Annotated in this window: 16 protein-coding genes; 6 read left to right on the plus strand and 10 right to left on the minus strand. The window is 67.4% G+C overall.

The genetic code is table 11. The features are described from left to right. The first annotated feature begins 28 nt into the window (after positions 1 to 28). Positions 29 to 748 carry a DUF2968 domain-containing protein gene (locus ABE546_RS02065; RefSeq protein WP_346462521.1) on the plus strand — a complete coding sequence of 240 codons (720 nt, stop codon included), beginning with the start codon at positions 29 to 31 and terminating at the stop codon, positions 746 to 748. 118 nt (positions 749 to 866) lie between these two features. After that, positions 867 to 2,255 carry a serine hydrolase gene (locus ABE546_RS02070; protein WP_346462522.1) on the plus strand — a complete coding sequence of 463 codons (1,389 nt, stop codon included), beginning with the start codon at positions 867 to 869 and terminating at the stop codon, positions 2,253 to 2,255. 29 nt (positions 2,256 to 2,284) lie between these two features. Here the strand turns inward: ABE546_RS02070 and ABE546_RS02075 are convergent, their stop codons facing one another. Beyond that, positions 2,285 to 2,719, minus strand: coding sequence for a hypothetical protein (locus tag ABE546_RS02075; protein ID WP_346462523.1), 435 nt, complete (start codon positions 2,717 to 2,719; stop codon positions 2,285 to 2,287). A gap of 127 nt (positions 2,720 to 2,846) precedes the next feature. Next, positions 2,847 to 3,314: a GNAT family N-acetyltransferase gene (locus tag ABE546_RS02080; RefSeq protein ID WP_346462525.1), complete on the minus strand. Its 468-nt coding sequence runs from the start codon at positions 3,312 to 3,314 to the stop codon at positions 2,847 to 2,849. Between the two features lie 5 nt (positions 3,315 to 3,319). Between ABE546_RS02080 and ABE546_RS02085 the strand changes: the two genes are divergently transcribed. Then, on the plus strand, positions 3,320 to 4,192 hold the full coding sequence (locus ABE546_RS02085) for an AraC family transcriptional regulator (protein WP_346462527.1): 873 nt from the start codon (positions 3,320 to 3,322) through the stop codon (positions 4,190 to 4,192). Positions 4,193 to 4,271: 79 nt separating this feature from the next. Then, a complete protein-coding gene (locus ABE546_RS02090) occupies positions 4,272 to 4,910 on the plus strand; it encodes a LysE family translocator (RefSeq protein WP_313211426.1) in 639 nt (212 codons plus the stop codon). 61 nt (positions 4,911 to 4,971) lie between these two features. Here the strand turns inward: ABE546_RS02090 and ABE546_RS02095 are convergent, their stop codons facing one another. Then, positions 4,972 to 7,695 (minus strand): TonB-dependent receptor, encoded by a 2,724-nt coding sequence (locus ABE546_RS02095; RefSeq protein WP_346462529.1) that lies wholly within the window; start codon positions 7,693 to 7,695, stop codon positions 4,972 to 4,974. Between the two features lie 164 nt (positions 7,696 to 7,859). Here ABE546_RS02095 and ABE546_RS02100 point away from each other — a divergent pair, with 164 nt between their 5' ends. Beyond that, positions 7,860 to 8,576 carry an MgtC/SapB family protein gene (locus ABE546_RS02100; RefSeq protein ID WP_346462531.1) on the plus strand — a complete coding sequence of 239 codons (717 nt, stop codon included), beginning with the start codon at positions 7,860 to 7,862 and terminating at the stop codon, positions 8,574 to 8,576. 75 nt (positions 8,577 to 8,651) lie between these two features. On the opposite strand, the gene ABE546_RS02105 is transcribed toward ABE546_RS02100, so the two are convergent. From ABE546_RS02105 to ABE546_RS02120, 4 genes are all read right to left on the minus strand, one after another. After that, the gene (locus ABE546_RS02105) at positions 8,652 to 9,419 is read right to left on the minus strand and encodes a SapC family protein (protein ID WP_313211429.1); all 768 of its coding nucleotides are present in this window, start codon (positions 9,417 to 9,419) and stop codon (positions 8,652 to 8,654) included. 299 nt (positions 9,420 to 9,718) lie between these two features. After that, the gene (locus tag ABE546_RS02110; protein ID WP_346462533.1) at positions 9,719 to 10,507 is read right to left on the minus strand and encodes a CDP-diacylglycerol diphosphatase; all 789 of its coding nucleotides are present in this window, start codon (positions 10,505 to 10,507) and stop codon (positions 9,719 to 9,721) included. A gap of 86 nt (positions 10,508 to 10,593) precedes the next feature. Continuing rightward, positions 10,594 to 11,223: a decarboxylase gene (locus ABE546_RS02115; protein ID WP_346462534.1), complete on the minus strand. Its 630-nt coding sequence runs from the start codon at positions 11,221 to 11,223 to the stop codon at positions 10,594 to 10,596. Positions 11,224 to 11,323: 100 nt separating this feature from the next. Next, positions 11,324 to 11,818: a DUF1543 domain-containing protein gene (locus ABE546_RS02120; RefSeq protein ID WP_346462536.1), complete on the minus strand. Its 495-nt coding sequence runs from the start codon at positions 11,816 to 11,818 to the stop codon at positions 11,324 to 11,326. Between the two features lie 170 nt (positions 11,819 to 11,988). On the opposite strand from ABE546_RS02120, the gene ABE546_RS02125 reads away from it, so the two are divergent. Beyond that, positions 11,989 to 12,294: a hypothetical protein gene (locus tag ABE546_RS02125; RefSeq protein ID WP_313211434.1), complete on the plus strand. Its 306-nt coding sequence runs from the start codon at positions 11,989 to 11,991 to the stop codon at positions 12,292 to 12,294. A 79-nt stretch (positions 12,295 to 12,373) separates the two neighbouring features. Here the strand turns inward: ABE546_RS02125 and dld are convergent, their stop codons facing one another. From dld to lldR, 3 genes are read right to left on the minus strand one after another with little or no spacing between them, the layout of a single operon-like run. Continuing rightward, on the minus strand, positions 12,374 to 14,095 hold the full coding sequence (gene dld / locus ABE546_RS02130) for a D-lactate dehydrogenase (RefSeq protein ID WP_346462538.1): 1,722 nt from the start codon (positions 14,093 to 14,095) through the stop codon (positions 12,374 to 12,376). Then, positions 14,092 to 15,252, minus strand: coding sequence for an FMN-dependent L-lactate dehydrogenase LldD (gene lldD, locus ABE546_RS02135; protein ID WP_346462540.1), 1,161 nt, complete (start codon positions 15,250 to 15,252; stop codon positions 14,092 to 14,094). The genes dld and lldD overlap by 4 nt, the downstream gene beginning before the upstream one ends. A 3-nt stretch (positions 15,253 to 15,255) precedes the next feature. Beyond that, entirely contained in the window at positions 15,256 to 16,020 is a 765-nt protein-coding gene (gene lldR, locus ABE546_RS02140; protein WP_313211437.1) for a transcriptional regulator LldR, read from the minus strand. Between the last annotated feature and the right edge of the window lie 38 nt (positions 16,021 to 16,058).

A 16,058-nucleotide genomic window follows, 5' to 3' on the forward strand; every position in this document is an offset into this window, starting at 1 on the left:
TGATAATCCACTCGTGGATGGCCTGAATATGCGAGAGAGAAAAGGGGTTGGCTCCATCGTCGCGCACGCGCTGACCGGTGGGATTGTGTTGCTGCTGACATTGAGCGTCGTCCCGCAGGCCCTGGCCGCGCGCGCACCGCGTGCCGAGCCGGCCGTGGATACCGCCACGCGCCCGGCGCCGGTAGTCCGCAATACCGTGGATGAACTGCGCCAGCTGGTGGATTCCAAGCAGCTCACCGAGCTGCGCACCACCTATAACGGCAGTTATGGTGCCAGCCTGCTGTTCAATACCAGCACGCTGAACTATTACGTGGCGCTGTTCCACGAGAAGGACTTCTGGCGCGTGATCAAGACCGATTCGGTCGACAACGCCGAGAAGGTCTACCGCACGTTCGTCGAGCAGACCGAGCAGCTGGCGCAGGTGTATATCGACACCACCCGCCTGCAGGCCGGCAAGCGCTATACCGAAAACCTGGTCGCCTACAACGAAGAGCGGCTGCGCAGCCTGCAGCAGGAAGCGGATCTCCAGCGCCAGCAGTCGCTGCAGGTCAGCGCCTCGCTGGAACAGGCCAAGCAGCAGGCGGTCAGCCTGAGCACGGACCTGCGCAGCAGCCACAGCGAACTGGACGCGCTCAACCAGCGCATCCAGACATTGCAGGCCCAGCAGCTGAACCCGGCACTGTCGCTGCCCTCGGCCGAAACGGCCACGCCGGACCCTGCTCCGCAGGGCAACCCCGCCAACCTGTAACGGCATCCGGCCCTGTAGTTGCGGGGCACGTGACCGACGGCGCCGATGGCGCCGTCTTTCTTTCCGGTGCAGTACCCTTGATGGCGCAGACGTACTGCGCATCAGCAAGGAGTGCACCATGCCCGTTCCACGCCCCCGTAGCGCCCTGTCCCGCGCGCGCGCCGCCCTGGTGTCCTCCCGCACACGGCTGGCCGCGGCCCTGGTTGCAGCGCTCGCCCTGCCGGTCGCCGCCCCTGCCGCCCCGCCCTCGCCTCCATCGCCTACATTGCCGCCACTGTCGGCCGAAGCATCCGATCCCAGGCTGCTGGGCTGGATGCAGGGCGCGCCGCCGCCGGAAGACAAGCGCATCCGTTACACGGATGACGACTATTTCAGCTTCCCCAAGCTGCGCTGGACGGCCTGCCATTTCCGCCAGTTGATGCCCACCGTGGGCGTCAGCCGGGGACCGGGTGCCGCGCATGACCTGCCGCGTCGGCTGGATGCCGCGATCGACGCGCTGTCGTTCACGCCGACCGGCACCAACAGTCAGATGACCTGGGCACAGTCGCTGTCGGCCAACTACACCGACGGCATCGTGGTGCTGCACGACGGGGTGGTGGTCTACGAACGTTACAGCGGCTGCCTGGACGAGCACGGCCAGCACGGTGCGATGTCCGTCAGCAAGTCGATGACCGGTCTGCTCGGCGAGATGCTGGTCGCCGAGGGGGTGATCGATGAAACCCAGCGCGTCAGCGCGATTGTTCCCGAGCTGAAGGACAGTGCGTTCGGCGATGCCACGGTCAAGCAGGTACTGGAGATGACCACGGCACTGCGCTACAGCGAAGACTACGCCGACCCCAACGCCGAGGTCTGGGCGTTCTCCGCGGCGGGCAGCACTCTGCCCCCGCCTGCCGGCTACACCGGGCCGCGCAGCTATTACGATTACCTGCAGACCGTGCAGAAGCAGGGCCGCCACGGCGAGGCTTTTGGCTACAAAACGATCAATACGGACGCGCTGGGCTGGATCATCGCCCGGCGTACGGGGCAGTCGGTTGCACAGTTGCTGCAATCGCGGATCTGGCAACGGCTTGGTGCGGAGCAGGATGCCTATTACACCGTTGACTCCAGCGGCACGCCGTTTGCGGGTGGCGGCTTCAATGCCGGCCTGCGTGATCTGGCCCGCGTCGGCCAGCTGCTGCTCGACGACGGCACGGTCAACGGTCAGCCCATCGTGCCCGCCGCCGCGATCGCCCGGATCCGCGCGGGTGGCAACAAGCAGGCCTTCGCCAAGGCCGGCTATCCCCAGCTGCCGGGCTGGAGCTATCGCGGCATGTGGTGGATATCGCACAACGACCATGGCGCCTACATGGCGCGCGGCGTGCACGGCCAGGCGCTGTACATCGATCCCACCGCACGCGTGGTGATCGCGCGGTTCGGCTCGCACCCGGTGGCCGGCAACAGCGCCAATGACCCGACCACCCTGCCGGCGTTCGATGCCGTGGCGCGCTATCTGATGGACCGCCACTGACGGCAGTGAGTGCCGACGATGCCTGCATCTCACCGGCAGGCATCGTGCACCAGGTCATCCATCCGCCGGCTCAGGGCCAGGCTCGGGCGGTCACCCGCCTTCGCGTAGGTTGTCTCGCGCTGGCGGCGCGCGGCATCGCATCGGACCGGATCGGCATGCACCGAGATCACTGCGCCCCGGAAGGCGGCTGCCGGCTGCACGTTGCGGCGCGGCGACCGGCGCGGGCGCGCCGGTGCAGTCTCTGCGCGCCGTTTGGCCTTGAGCTCCTGGCGAAGCGATTCGATGTACAACGTATTGGCGCGCGTCTCCGCAGGCGGCGGCATGTCACGGATGCGCTCGGTCCGGCCGGTGCACGGCGTGGACTGGTACTGACGGCTGCCATGCACGACACAGGTGTGCACCTGCTGCGGAAAAGCCTCGCTCGCTGCAGCGCTCATCATGATGGCCAACATCCATACAGACACGGCTCAGCTCCCTCCACGAGGCTGCAGCATGTCCGTGGCCCCTTATCCCCGGCCGTGACCTGCCGCACGCTGGACGCGCGACGCGCATGATCCCGACACGACGTCAGTACTACGCCCTACCCCGATCCTACGGCGTGGCGCCCACATGCAGCTCAAGCACCTCATCGCCCAGCGCATCGATCTCACCGGTGGGCCGCCAGCCGAGGTAACGATAGAAGCCGTGCGAGCGCACCGCCGGATCCGCTGCACACCCCAGGATCAGCCGCGTATGGCCTGCCTCGACCAGATCGGCGATGGCCAGATCCAGCAAGTGCCGACCGATGCCCCGCCCTTCATGAGCCGGCAGCAACGCCAGGACCACGATCTCCCCGCCTTCGCGATCGCCAAAGCAATACCCGACCATCCGCCCGTGTTCGAGTGCGATATGGCCCGGCAATGCATCGTCACGGATACCGGCCGCCCAGCAGTCTTCGGTGATGCCCAGTTCGGCCAGCTGTGCGGCGGAGAAGGCGTTCTCGCGGGTGCGTCCGCGCAGATCGATGCAGGTAGCGGCATCGTCGGGCAGCGCACGGCGGTAGTGAAGGTGATTTATCATGGCGCATGGATTGCAGTGAGTTTCAGGCGGCAAGCATACGCGAGCGCCCCGCTTCCGGCCGCATTGCCTCGGAGAACGACTTCTGGCGGGACCCCCAGCTGCCGTGGGTTGAGTCACGTCGCGCGTGCAACAGCCGGGCCTGTTACCGCCCGCACAGTCATCCCACCTGGTCGATCGGCGCCGTGGACGCGGGTGAGAGCATGTTCAGCGGCGCGCCTGGCGGACAGCACCGCCTTCAACCCGGCACCTTGGTCATCGTGCCGGCGCACCGTGTACACGCCTGCAATCCAGCGCCCAACACCGCCTGGAGCTACCAGATGCTGCATCTGGATGCAGCATGGGTGGCGGCAGTCACGGAAGACAGGCACCCCATCGACAAAGACGCCCCAGCGGCGCCGCTGATCCGGATCGACCGCAGCCCGGTGCGCTACCGGCTGTTCTGCGACATGAATGCCCTGCTGTTCTCCAGTGTCGATCCCGGTGAAAAGGAAGCAGCTGTCGTCGCTTTCATCGACGATCTCGACGTCCTTGCCGGGGCGCCGGTTCCCGCCCCGCACGCAAGTGCAGCGCAACACCGGCGACTGCAGCCAGCATTCGCCCTGCTGGACGCCGCGCCGATGTCGAGCGTGTCGCTGGCCGATCTGGCCACATGCACGGGGATGGACCGCTACGCGATGATCCGGGCGTTTCGCAATGCCACTGGACTGACGCCACATGCCTGGCAGCTCAATCGGCGGATCAATCTCGCCCGCGAGCGCCTTGGTCGAGGGCAACCGCTGGCCGAGGTCGCACACGCGCTCGGCTTTGCAGACCAGAGCCATTTCCAGCGCCTGTTCAAAGCTCACGCCGGTATTACGCCAGGCCGTTATCGCCGCTGAGTACTGCGCAATATCGTGCAATACATCGCCGCGCAACATCGGCACAGTCAGGCGCCCCATTGAAGCCTGCCCGCCCCCTATGGAACAGTTTCTGCTCGTTGCTGCCGTGCACTTTCTGGCGCTGCTGTCGCCCGGGCCGGACTTCTTTCTGATCACCCGCACCGCAATCCATCAGGGCTGGCGTGTTGCAAGCGGCGCATGCATCGGGGTTGCATTGGCCAATGGTGCCTATATTGCGCTGGCGTTCTCCGGCGTCGCGGGGCTGCAATCCGGCAGCGCGCTCTTTCGGGTGATCCAGATAGCGGGCTGCGCCTTCCTGCTGTACATCGGCCTGCTGTTCCTGCGCCATGCCGGGACCGCCTCACTGCGTCTGCCTGGCGAGCAACCGGCGGAGCTGTCCCGCCCGGCTCAGCGTTCCGCGTGGATTCGAGCCCTCGGACTGGGCGCCGTCTCCGCCCTGCTCAACCCCAAGAACGCCCTGTTCTACGCCAGCCTGGCGGCCATGTTGAGTGGGCCGGACAATACCGCCGGAACACGGCTGTTCTACGCGGTGTGGATGTTCGCGGTGGTGCTCGGCTGGGACCTGTTGATGGCCGGTATGGTTGGGCGCGCGGCAGCGATGGACCGATTCAACGCAGCGCTGCCGTGGATCGAGCGCCTGTCTGGCGTGCTGCTGATCATCCTGGCACTGGCGGTATTGGGCGCGATGGTGATCTGAGCAGCTTCGGCGCCTGTGACCCAAACGCAGCGGGCCCGGCATTGCCGGGCCCGCGAGCGGATTACAGGAAGCGGTAGTCGAACTCCAGCCACAGCTGGCGACCGTAGGGGTCGTAGTTGCCGACCGGGTAGAACGGCCAGCCACCGCCGTTCTTGTCCGCCGGTGGGCGGCTGTCGCGCAGGTTGTTGACGATCAGGCCGAGCGTGGCGTTGTCATTGAGCTTGCGGTACAGACTGGCGTTGTAGGTCATGTACGGGGCGATGCGGCCACTGCCATCGGTCTTGGGCAACGAGCCGTAGCGCATGCCATACAGGGTGGCGGTCCAGTCATTGATCGCCCAGGTGACGCTGCCGTTGACCTTGCTGCGCCACTGGTAGGAATCCAGCGAATTGCGCTGATCCTGCACGTCATCGCCAGCGAACTGGCGGTAGCTGTGATCGATCACCAGCGAGTACGCCACGCGGGCCGAGAAGCGACCATAACGGCCTGCATCCCAGCGCAGATTCGACTTCAGGTCGATGCCGCGCACGGTTTCGGAGGCGGCGTTGATCGGGTTGATCAGCACGCGCACGACCTGGTTCGGCTGCACTGCGGCATCGGCCGGGTTGCGGATCACCCGGCGCAGTGCATCCTGGCATTGTGCCGAGCCGATATCGCGTGCGTCACCGCCCACGGTCTGGCCGAGGCGGCAGTCCGCTTCGTCCTTCAGGATGCGGGTCGCATCGAGATTGGTGACCTCATCGTCGATGCGGATGTCGTAGTAGTCCGCCGTGACGTCCAGGTTGGCCGAGGGCGACCACACGAAGCCCAGGCCATACGATTTGGCGGTTTCCGGCTGCAGCTGCGGGTTGGCGCCGCTGGTGTAGTCGATCGCCAGCCCGCTGAAGTCACAGTCGTCATACACCTGGCCGGCACTGCGGCAGCGCCAGTAGTCGGTCATGCCGGGGTTGTAGCCACGCGTTTCGGTCGCGAACACGTAGTTCATGTCCGGCGCGCGGAAGCTGGTCGCCGCACTGGCACGCAGCAGCAGCGTATCGAACGGACGGAACTCCAGGCCGGTGCTCCAGGTCGCCTTGCCCAGGTGGTCACCGGCCGCGCGGTACTGGTCGTAGCGTCCCGCCACGGTGGCGGTCAGGCGCTCCAGCAACGGCAGCTGCAGTTCCACGCCGGCTGCGTAGCGATCACGTTCGCCACCGGCGGGGATGCCTGCGTTGAGATTCCAGAACACGCCCTGCGCCAGTGCCGGGTCCGGGCGGTTGCTGTAGCCCTGGCTGCCCGCTTCGACGACGGCTGCCAGCGCGGCGCGGCCACCGGGCAGATCGAACAGCTGGCCGTTGACGCTGACGCTGGCTGTCTGCAGCCACGCGGCGTTGCGGCTCTCGTAGCGGCCCGACAGGCCTTCATACTCGCCCGGGGTCAGCGGCTGATACAGGCGTGATGGATCCGGTGCATACACCTCCACGCCATTACGGGTGCCCAGCTGCGGGCCGAGCATGTACGTATTGATGTCGATCAGCAGGCCCGGGCGCTGCGTCTTGTTCTCATAGCGCGAGCGGCTGTAGGCCGCTTCGTAATCCCAGTCCGAGCCGCCGATACTGCCACGCGCGCCCACGTTGAATGACCAGGACTGCTCCAGGAACCGGTTGGCATTGCGCTGCACGCCGCCGATCTCTTCCGGTGCGAAACGCCGGTACCAGCTTTCCAGCTGACCGCTGTTCTGGTTGTAGAAGTAATTGCGCGAGGAGGTCCAGCTCGGTGCACGGGTGTTGTTGTAGATACGCGCGGTGCCGATGGCCGCATCGGCGAACAGTTCCTGGCGATCGTTCAAGCGCCACGTCACCGCGCTGTAAGCATCGATGTTGCGCTTCTCGGTCTGCACGGTCCAGAACGTCGGCGCGGCCTCATTACTGCCGCAGTATCCGCCCTGGCGCGGATTCTGCGCGCGGAACACGCTGCCGCCATACAGCGTGCTGGCGGCATCGCAGCCGTCGGTACCGGGATCGATGTAGTTGTTGGTGGAGGCGTTGCGGCGATACGCCACCGCCGTCGCCAGCGGTGCCACGCCACGTGGATCATCGGTCAGCGAATCCATGAAATCGCGCTGCGAGCCGTAGATCGCCTTGCGGTTGGCGATCTCCAGCCCGAAGATCGCGTCCCAGTTCTCACCCGAGCCGCCGCCAACCGCCTGCAGCCGCTGGTTGTCGCCCCCGCCCTGTTCGGTGGTGCCGGCGCGCACATTGATGCCGACGCCGTCGTAGGTCTTCTTGAGGATGATGTTGACCACACCGGCGATCGCATCCGACCCATAGACCGCCGACGCGCCCCCCGCCAGCACTTCGATCCGGTCGATCAGCGCACTCGGGATGTTGGCCAGGTTGACCACATTGACCGAGCCTTCGTAGGCCAGCGGGTAATCCGACTGGCGGCGACCGTTGACCAGCACCAGCGTGCGGTTGGGGCCGAGGCCACGCAGGTTGATGGTGTTGGCAGCCGGCGTGAAGGTGTTGCCGAAATCCTCACCCTGCACGTTGCCGGTGTTCTCGGTCAGCGCGCTGAGCGCTTCGAAGGCGCTGCGGTAGCCCTGCGCCTCGATCTGCTCCTGGGTGATCACGGTGACCGGCGAGGGCCCTTCCACGCTGGCGCGGGGGATGCGCGAGCCGGTGACCGTGACCGCATCGAGCTGGGTGGGCGCATCGGCCGCGTGGACCACGGAACCTGCGCCGAGCAGGGGCAACAACGACATAACCAAGACCCGCCGACGCAGCGGGCGATACAGCACAGACATGCAGATTTCCGGTAAAAGAGCTACGTCCCGGCGCGGACAAGCCCGTGCCAGAGCGTAGTGAGGGAGGGGCCGTGATTCTGCTGAACAGGCGGAAAAGGAGGAAATGACCGCCCGGGATATGCTTATCGGGATTTTGCCTAAGCCCTGCCCTGCAAGGATTCCGCATGCGCTTCATCCAGACCTTCCAGCTGTATCCCTTCCTGGACACCGTGGTCAGCCTGGTCGCCGCGTTCGTGCTCGGCACCTTGATCGGCGCGGAACGGCAGTACCGCCAGCGCACCGCCGGACTGCGCACCAATGTGCTGGTCGCGGTCGGCGCAGCGGCCTTCGTGGATCTGGGCATGCGCATCGCCGGCAACGCTGAAGCCGTGCGGGTGATCTCCTACGTGGTGTCCGGGGTCGGTTTCCTCGGCGCCGGCGTGATCATGAAGGAAGGCATGAACGTGCGTGGCCTGAACACCGCCGCGACGCTGTGGTGCTCGGCGGCGGTCGGTGCGTGCACCGGTGCGGACATGCTGGCCGAAGGCGCGCTGCTGACCGTGCTGATCATCGCTGGCAACACGCTGTTGCGCCCGTTGGTCAACGCGATCAACCGCATCCCGATCAATGAGGCCGCCTCTGAAGCGACCTACGAGGTGCGCCTGAGCGTGGACCCTGCGGCCACGCCCCTGGCACGCGAACGCCTGGTGGACGCACTGGAGGCCGCGCAGTACCCGGTCAGCGACGTGCAGGTGATCGAACACGGCAACGGCCCGGTGGAGCTGGTCGCGATCCTGGTCAGCACCGCCGTCAGTGCCGATGAGCTCGATGCCGTGGTCGCGCGGCTGCAGCGTCAGCCCGGCGTGGTGCATGCCAACTGGGAAGTCAGCACCCGCGATTGATCCGCGCCCTGCCCGGAACAACGAAAAACGGCGGCCCTGCGGCCGCCGTTTCCGTGATCGCCCACGCGCCTTGAATCACGCGTCGGCAGGCAGCGCGCTCTGACGGCTCACCAGCGCGCTGAAACGGGCCAGCGAGCTCAGGTGGTGATGCACCAGCGCCAGCCAGCCGCTGCGGTGCCAGGCCACGACGGTGGCGTCCGGCAACGCGGCGAACTTCTCCACGTCCACGACCTGGAAGCCATTGATCGACATCTGCCGGCCATCGGCCAGGGTGACGTCGATGTTGCGGTCGATCAGCAGTTCGTTCTCGATCAGCGCGGCGGTGAAGCGACGGGTCTGGTCATGCTCGCGCGTGTAATCGCCGCAGAAGCGCATCGCGTTGTCGACAATCTCGGTCGCCTTGCCATCCTGGAACAGCGGCACGCCGTCCTCGCTCTGGCCCTGGTTGACCTGCTTGGCGGCCGAGTCGAGCGCGAGCACGTATTCGTCCTGCTCACCCGCCTGCATGAACACGAACGGGTAGCGGCGCACGTACGCCGGCACGTAGCTCTGCTCGTCCCATACACCATCGGCAACAAACAGGTTGCGCTGGGCCAGGCCGACGGCCACCAGCGGCATCGCGTCCTTCCCGGTGAAAATGATCGGGTAATGCTGGGCCAGCGAGCCGAACTCGCCGATCACGGCGGGGATCGCATTGGTGTCGGCAGCAAAATGCGCGGTGTCGGGCACCAGGCGCCAGGCGGCATGCAGATCCGAGCGCAGCGGCACGGGCGTCTGGTAGAACAGCGGACCGGTGGCCTGGGACGGCGCAGCGGCGGGCGGAGTCGTGGTTTCAGCAGTCATGGATTAAGTCGGATACGTCGCGCCAGTCAGCCCGGGCGCGAAAGCGGGAACCGCATTGAACGGCCACTATAACGTGCCACGTCCGTGGTTTTTATTTCAATCACGCTGGATTCCCCGCGCCGCGCGAGTGTCCGGTGAGTCCACGTCAGTCCGGCACTGCCTGATCGGCGATACAGGCGCCGTCCCGGAAGCGAGATACACGCCGCTACGAGCGGGCCGGATCCGACACGGTGCGCAGGTCCGACGTGTTTACCCGGCCGTGCGCAAGCCACTGCTGCGCGCCCTGCCCCGGCAACGCCTCACAGCACACCGTCCAGCGGGCCGGCGGCACCGGTCAATACGGCGCAGGCGTGATCCTGCAGCTCCTCACCACTGGCTTTGTTGCCCGCTGCCAGGTCCAGCCGGGTGGCCAACAGCACGAATCCGGGCGCACCGGCGGGGTCCGTCTGCCCGGCCACCACCAGCGACCAGTTGCCGATATCGGCGGGCTCGGCCAGATGAGCGGCCAGCAGACGGACCGGATTCGCGGTGAGCGCGGCACCCGGCAGCTGGCGGGCGAGATAGGCATGCCCGCGCAGCGGCTCCGGCAGTGGCTGCCAGTCCGCGCCGATGGAGGGCTGCAGCCGGCGCAGCTGGGTCAGGACATCGGCCCGCAGGCAATCCACGTGGATGTGCAACTGGTGCTGGGAACGCCCATGCGGCGAGTTCAAGGCCAGGCTGGCCACGTCGCGCGGCAGGGACCGGCCCAACGCCTGCTCGGTGTGGCTGCGGGCGGCCCAGGCCGCGGCGAAGTAGTTCGGCGCTCCGGCCCGCAGCAGCGCGGGGCTTTCGATCCCCGTGACCCGGTCCAGCGGCAACACCAGGAACTGGTAGTGGCCGTGCGAATCCTTGAGCAGCACATCGCGGCGCTGCGCCTCGGCGGCCACCGCCAGGCAGCTGCCACGGGGGGCGGCAGCGTCGGCGCAGTCGCGCTGGATGATGCCCCACAGGGCGTCCGGATTGGCGGGCGGCTTGGCCGGCGGCCGGGCCGGCGTGGCGCAGGCTGCCAACAACAGCAGCGCACAGGACAGGAAGAATCGGGCGATCACGGACAGGCTCGGACAAGGATGCGGGCCCGGCCGGCAGTGCCGGTGGGCGGGCGCGATTGTACCGTGCCGGTTCTGTCGCTTCCGTGTCAGTAGGTGCTGTACGGCACCTCGACCACCACCGGCGCGGCCGGTGCCGGCGGCAGCAGGGTGTAGCGATCCAGCGCGCCATTGTCATCGGCGAAGCGCTGCGACTGCACCTGCAGGCGGTACGTGGTGGTACCGAACTTGATGCTGCCACCACTGGCATCCAGCGCGGCCCCGGCCGGCAGCAGCAGGCCGCCGAGGTCGCTGTAGCCGCCGCCTTCCTGCGAGAAGACATGGTCGACCAGCTCGCCCTCGCGCGCCATCGCGAACACATGCGGGTCGCCGTGCCGGCGGTTGTAGTCCTCGTTGCCGAGCAGATCGGCGATCCATACCCCGGGCAGCCGGTAGCGGGTTTCCAGCGCGATCGCATCGAGACGGTCGCTGTCCACCACCAGGCAGCACACTGCCTGCTTGTTCTCGCGGTCCAGGATCGCGAACCGCTCGCCCTTGGCAACCTCGCCCGGCAGGATCGCAAACGGCTGGTTCCTCAGCACCGGCTCGGCGCCACTGGCCGAATGCAGGTTGCGCCAGCCACCGAACACGGGTGCGTCCGGCTCGGCCGCCACGGCGTTGCCGGCCATCATCATTCCCAGCGTCACGATCACTGCTGCGGTGATCTTCCTGCTCTGCATGCGCTACTTCCGTTGGTTGACCTGTCGCGGCGACATCGCCGGACCTCACAAGACCGCGACACTATGCGCCAGCGGGACGGCCGCGGGCAATCGGGGCCGTTCAACCGATCACGATGTAGTCACTGACCAGCGCAATGCCCTGGTGCTCCCCGCGCTCAAGCTGCACATACCGGCCGCCGACCTGGTCGATGGCGAGACAGTCATCGACCTCCAGCAGGGCATCGGTATGCGGCTTGAACCAGCTGGCATCGCGCAGCGCCTTGGCCTTGTGCTTGGCCTCTTCGACACTGGTGGCGACCAGCAGCCGGTAGTCATGGGCCTCGCCCAGCGCGCCGGCGGCATACCCGCCGAGATTGAGGAAGTAGAGCCGCGGCGCGCCCGCGGCCGGGGCCACCTCGCCGAAGCGCACCCGGTACGCCTCGACCCCATCCACGGCGAGCCAGCCATCGACATGCAGCCCTTTGCGTTCGCCGAACCACTCCTGGCGCAACTGCGGGTAAGCCTCTTCGATGACATCGACATTGGCGAAGGCCACATCGTGGACCTCGATCCTGGCCCGGGCATGGCGCCCGCCAAGCATGAACACGTGCAGCACCTGCGACTCCCGGCATGGCCGATCTGAGGGGCCGCCAGTGTAGCGCGGGCGGCCGTTGCGCCCGGCCCCATCAGCCGCGCAGGCTGCGTCCAACGGTCGCGGGGTCCCCACCACGCGGCGATGCACACGGCGGTGGTATGGTCGGCGCCTGACCCCGTAGGAGCGACCCGATGTCATCCCTTTCCCGATATCCCCTCGCCGCGATCATGCTCGCCGGCACCCTCTCGCTGGCCGCCTGCGTCAGCACGCCGGGCCCGGAGATCAAGGGGCCGGGCCTGTGCAAGGCCGATGCCCTGGGCTGGGCCATCGGCCAGCCGGCCGACCAGGCGAACATGCGCAAGCTGCTGCTGCAGAGCGGCGCCGGCCTGATCAACCCGATCGGCCCGGCCACGATCACGTCGCGCGACCTGCGCAAGGATCGCCTGCGCGTGTTCATCGACAAGGACAACGTGATCACCGCCGTCCGTTGCGAATGATGCCCCGCGGGTAGAGCCACCCCATGGGTGGCTGCCCTGAAACCCGCGATACGCCGGCACAGCCACCCATGGGGTGGCTCTACCCGTGGGTGGTGCAGTCGCAGCTGCCCCATCCGCGCGTCTTCGCGGTCTGGCCGATGCCCGGATTGAACGTATTGCTCGGATCCAGCTGCTGATAGAACGCCGCCAGCGGCGGCTTGGCCGGATATAGATGGCCGACGTTGTGTTCGGCTGGATACTCGGCACCGCGTGCATCCAGCAGCGTCCACATCGCGTGCTCGATGGCTAGCGGATCCTCGCCCTTGCGCACGATGTAGTCCTGATGGAACACATGGCACAGGAAGTGCCCGTAATACAGTTTGCCAGCCAGGCGTGCGTCGAGTTCCGCCGGCAGGTGTTCCACCCACTGGCGGTCGTCGCGTCGCAGTGCCACGTCCAGGGCCACGATGTCTGCGACCTCGCCGCGGTGCACTTCGCGATAACGCACGGCCGCGCCGGCCACGGCGAAGCGATGCAGGAACGCCTTGCGCCCCTCCTCGGCCGTGCACTGGAAGAAGTCGCCCTCGCCATCAGCGAAGTGAGTGCGCAGGAAGGTTTCGGTTGCGGCGGCATCCTCCGCCGAGACCTTGAGCAGCAGATGGTGCTCGTAACGGTCACGGAACTGGCCCATGCGCGTGGGCAGATGGCGTGGCAGGCAGCGCATCGCCCACTGGATCACCCGGTCGGTGACCCCGCGCAGGCCCAGGCTTTCGAACCAGCCATCGACGCGGCTTTTCAGCGCGAACGCGGCCGGCACCCGGGCCGTACCGAAGCGATCGATGAGCAGGAAGGTGTCCTTGCCATAGCGCTCGCCGATGTCATACGCCTCGCGGTGCAGGTACTCGCCGGAGATCGGCAGGCGTTCGAACGCGGTCAGCAGATGGCGGCGGATCGCGGTCAGATCCTCCATCGCGTTGCTGCCGATGTAGAACACCTCAGCCGGCTCGCGCGCGAAGGTATCCAGCCGCACCGCGAACACCGCCAGCTTGCCGGCCGAGCCGGAGGCCTCGTAGTGGCGGGAAGGATCGGCGTTGTAGCGGGCCGGCGTGGCCGCATCGACCTGGCGCACCTGCTCGGCATACCGCGGGTCGGAGGCGGCGCGGTCGTTGCCGTTGTCCACGTCGGCCGGCACGTAGTCGCCGCGCTGCAGCCGCTCCAGGATCTGCTCGGGGGTGTCGCCCAGCGCGATGCCGAGATGATTGACCAGCTGCAGCTGGCCGTGGGCATCGACCTGGGCGAACAACGCCATCTCGGTATAAGCCGGGCCGCGCCGCACCAGCGAGCCGCCGGAGTTGTTGCAGACCCCGCCCAGCACCGAGGCACCGATGCACGACGAGCCGATCACCGAGTGCGGTTCGCGGCCCAGCGGCGCCAGTTCCTTCTCCAGCCGGTCCAACGTCGCCCCGGGCAGGCAGACCACCTGGCGGCCCGCGTTGATCAGCTGCACGCCGGTCAGGCGCAGCGTGTTGAGGATGACCACCGGGCGGTCATAGTCGGCACCATCCGGCGTGGAACCGCCGGTGAGGCCGGTGTTGGCCGCCTGCATGATCACGATCGCGTTGGCCGCCACGATGGCCTGCAGGGCGCGCCACTGTTCCAGCAGCGTGCCCGGGCGGACCACCGCCAGCACGGGGCCATCGCCGAAACGGTAGCCCTTGCGGAAGCGCCGGGTCGGCTTGTCGCCGCACAGCACGTGTGCATCGCCGACGATCGCGCGCAGCTGCGCCAGCAGCGCTGCCGTGCCCTGGGATGGGGCGTTCATGGCGCCGCCGCGAGGCGACGCGTGGCGTCCACCAGCGAATCGGCACTGATATCGGCGATGGTCTTCGCGCCGGTGAGCGTCATCGCAACGCGCATTTCCTTGGCCATCAGGTCCAACAGGTTGGCTACGCCGGCCTCGCCCTGCGCCGCGAGCGCATACACGAACGCCCGGCCAAGCAGCACGCTGTCTGCGCCGAGGGCAATCATGCGGACCACGTCCAGGCCGTTGCGGATGCCGGAGTCAGCCAGGATCTTCAGCTCTCCCTTGACCGCATCGGCGATCGCTGGCAGCGCCCGCGCGGTGGACAGCACCCCGTCCAGCTGGCGACCGCCGTGGTTGGAGACCACGATGCCGTCGGCGCCGAACCGCACCGCATCGCGCGCATCGTCCGGATCGAGGATGCCCTTGATCACCATCGGGCCGGTCCAGAACTCGCGGATCCATTCCAGGTCCTTCCACGAAATGGACGGATCGAAGTTGTTGCCCAGCCAGCCGATGTAATCGGCCAAGCCGGTCGGGCTGCCACGGTAGGTGGAGATGTTGCCCAGGTCATGCGGGCGGCCGAACAGGCCGACGTCCCACGCCCAGCGCGGGTGGGTCATCGCCTGCAGCATGCGCCGCGCCGGCGCGTTCGGGCCACTCATGCCCGAATGCGCATCGCGGTAACGTGCGCCCGGCGTCGGCATGTCCACGGTGAACACCAGCGTGGTCACGCCGGCCGCCTTGGCCCGCTCCAGCGCATTGCGCATGAAGCCGCGGTCCTTGAGCACATACAGCTGGAACCACATCGGCCGGTCGATCGCTGGCGCCACTTCCTCGATCGGGCAGACCGAGACGGTGGACAGCGTGAACGGAATCCCCCGGCTCGCCGCCGCCCGCGCCGCCTGCACTTCACCGCGGCGCGCGTACATGCCGGTCAGCCCGACCGGCGCCAACGCCACCGGCATCGCCAGGCGTTCGCCGAACAGCGTCGTTTCCAGGCTCAGATCGGACATGTTGCGCAGGATGCGCTGGCGCAGCGCGATGTCCGACAGATCCGCGACATTGCGTTTCAGGGTGTGCTCGGCATACGCGCCGCCATCGATGTAGTGGAACAGGAACGGCGGCAGGCGGCGTTGCGCCGCTGCGCGGTAATCGGTGGAGGCGGAGATGATCATGGGTCAACCGTGGGAAGAAGGAAGCCGCGACGCGCGGGCGCGCCGGGCTTCGTTGTCGTCGAGCGTGCGCAGGGACGTGTGCACGAATTCCAGGTGCGCGTGCGCGGCGGCACGCGCGCGTTCGGGGTCGCCGGAGAGCACCCCCTCCATCATCTCGCGGTGCTGGACCGACAGCGGCTCAAAGGTGCGGGCCGAGGTATAGAGCTTCTCGCGGCTCTGCGAGATGTTGGTCTGCAGCAGTTCGAACAGGCCGCGCATGACCTGCAGCAGCACCAGGTTGTGCGAGGCCTCGGCGATGGCCAGGTGGAAGGCTGCATCGGCCCGTGCCTCACCGGCGGGGTCGTCCTTGCCGTGCGCGGCCATCATGGTGTCGAAGGCCTGGCGGATCTTCGCGCGGTCCTCGTCGGTGGCGCGCAAGGCCGCATGCCAGGCGGTCGCCCCTTCCAGTGCATGGCGGATCTCCAGCACATCGAAGCGGTATTCCGGGTCACCCTGGAACAGCGGCAGGTACGGCATCAACGGCTCATCGATGGTCTGGCGGGCGCGGGCCGCCGGCTCGCTCACGTAGGTACCGCCGCCGACCCGTGCACTCAGCAGGCCCTGGCTGGCCAGCTGCGCGATCGCTTCGCGCAGCGCGGTGCGCGAGACCCCCAGCTGCACCGCCAGTGGCCGCTCGGCCGGCAACCGGTCGCCCGGCTGCAGGTTCTGCTCACGGATCAGGCCACGCAGCTGCGCGGCCACCTTGTCGGACAGGCGTTCGTTCTTCATGCCGCCATTGTCGCCCGCGTGGCGGGCGATGGGGTCGA

This window comes from Stenotrophomonas sp. TWI377, from assembly GCF_039674525.1.
Lineage (GTDB): Bacteria > Pseudomonadota > Gammaproteobacteria > Xanthomonadales > Xanthomonadaceae > Stenotrophomonas.

Excerpts from the sequence above, each read along its gene's own strand:
- ABE546_RS02065 (WP_346462521.1), top strand. The coding sequence starts at position 29 with ATGCGAGAGAGAAAAGGGGTTGGCTCCATCGTCGCGCACGCGCTGACC.
- lldD (WP_346462540.1), bottom strand. The coding sequence starts at position 15,252 with ATGATCATCTCCGCCTCCACCGATTACCGCGCAGCGGCGCAACGCCGC.
- ABE546_RS02115 (WP_346462534.1), bottom strand. The coding sequence starts at position 11,223 with ATGCAGAGCAGGAAGATCACCGCAGCAGTGATCGTGACGCTGGGAATG.
- ABE546_RS02080 (WP_346462525.1), bottom strand. The coding sequence starts at position 3,314 with ATGATAAATCACCTTCACTACCGCCGTGCGCTGCCCGACGATGCCGCT.
- ABE546_RS02105 (WP_313211429.1), bottom strand. The coding sequence starts at position 9,419 with ATGACTGCTGAAACCACGACTCCGCCCGCCGCTGCGCCGTCCCAGGCC.
- ABE546_RS02095 (WP_346462529.1), bottom strand. The coding sequence starts at position 7,695 with ATGTCTGTGCTGTATCGCCCGCTGCGTCGGCGGGTCTTGGTTATGTCG.
- ABE546_RS02070 (WP_346462522.1), top strand. The coding sequence starts at position 867 with ATGCCCGTTCCACGCCCCCGTAGCGCCCTGTCCCGCGCGCGCGCCGCC.
- lldR (WP_313211437.1), bottom strand. The coding sequence starts at position 16,020 with ATGAAGAACGAACGCCTGTCCGACAAGGTGGCCGCGCAGCTGCGTGGC.
- ABE546_RS02090 (WP_313211426.1), top strand. The coding sequence starts at position 4,272 with ATGGAACAGTTTCTGCTCGTTGCTGCCGTGCACTTTCTGGCGCTGCTG.
- dld (WP_346462538.1), bottom strand. The coding sequence starts at position 14,095 with ATGAACGCCCCATCCCAGGGCACGGCAGCGCTGCTGGCGCAGCTGCGC.
- ABE546_RS02085 (WP_346462527.1), top strand. The coding sequence starts at position 3,320 with ATGGATTGCAGTGAGTTTCAGGCGGCAAGCATACGCGAGCGCCCCGCT.
- ABE546_RS02125 (WP_313211434.1), top strand. The coding sequence starts at position 11,989 with ATGTCATCCCTTTCCCGATATCCCCTCGCCGCGATCATGCTCGCCGGC.
- ABE546_RS02100 (WP_346462531.1), top strand. The coding sequence starts at position 7,860 with ATGCGCTTCATCCAGACCTTCCAGCTGTATCCCTTCCTGGACACCGTG.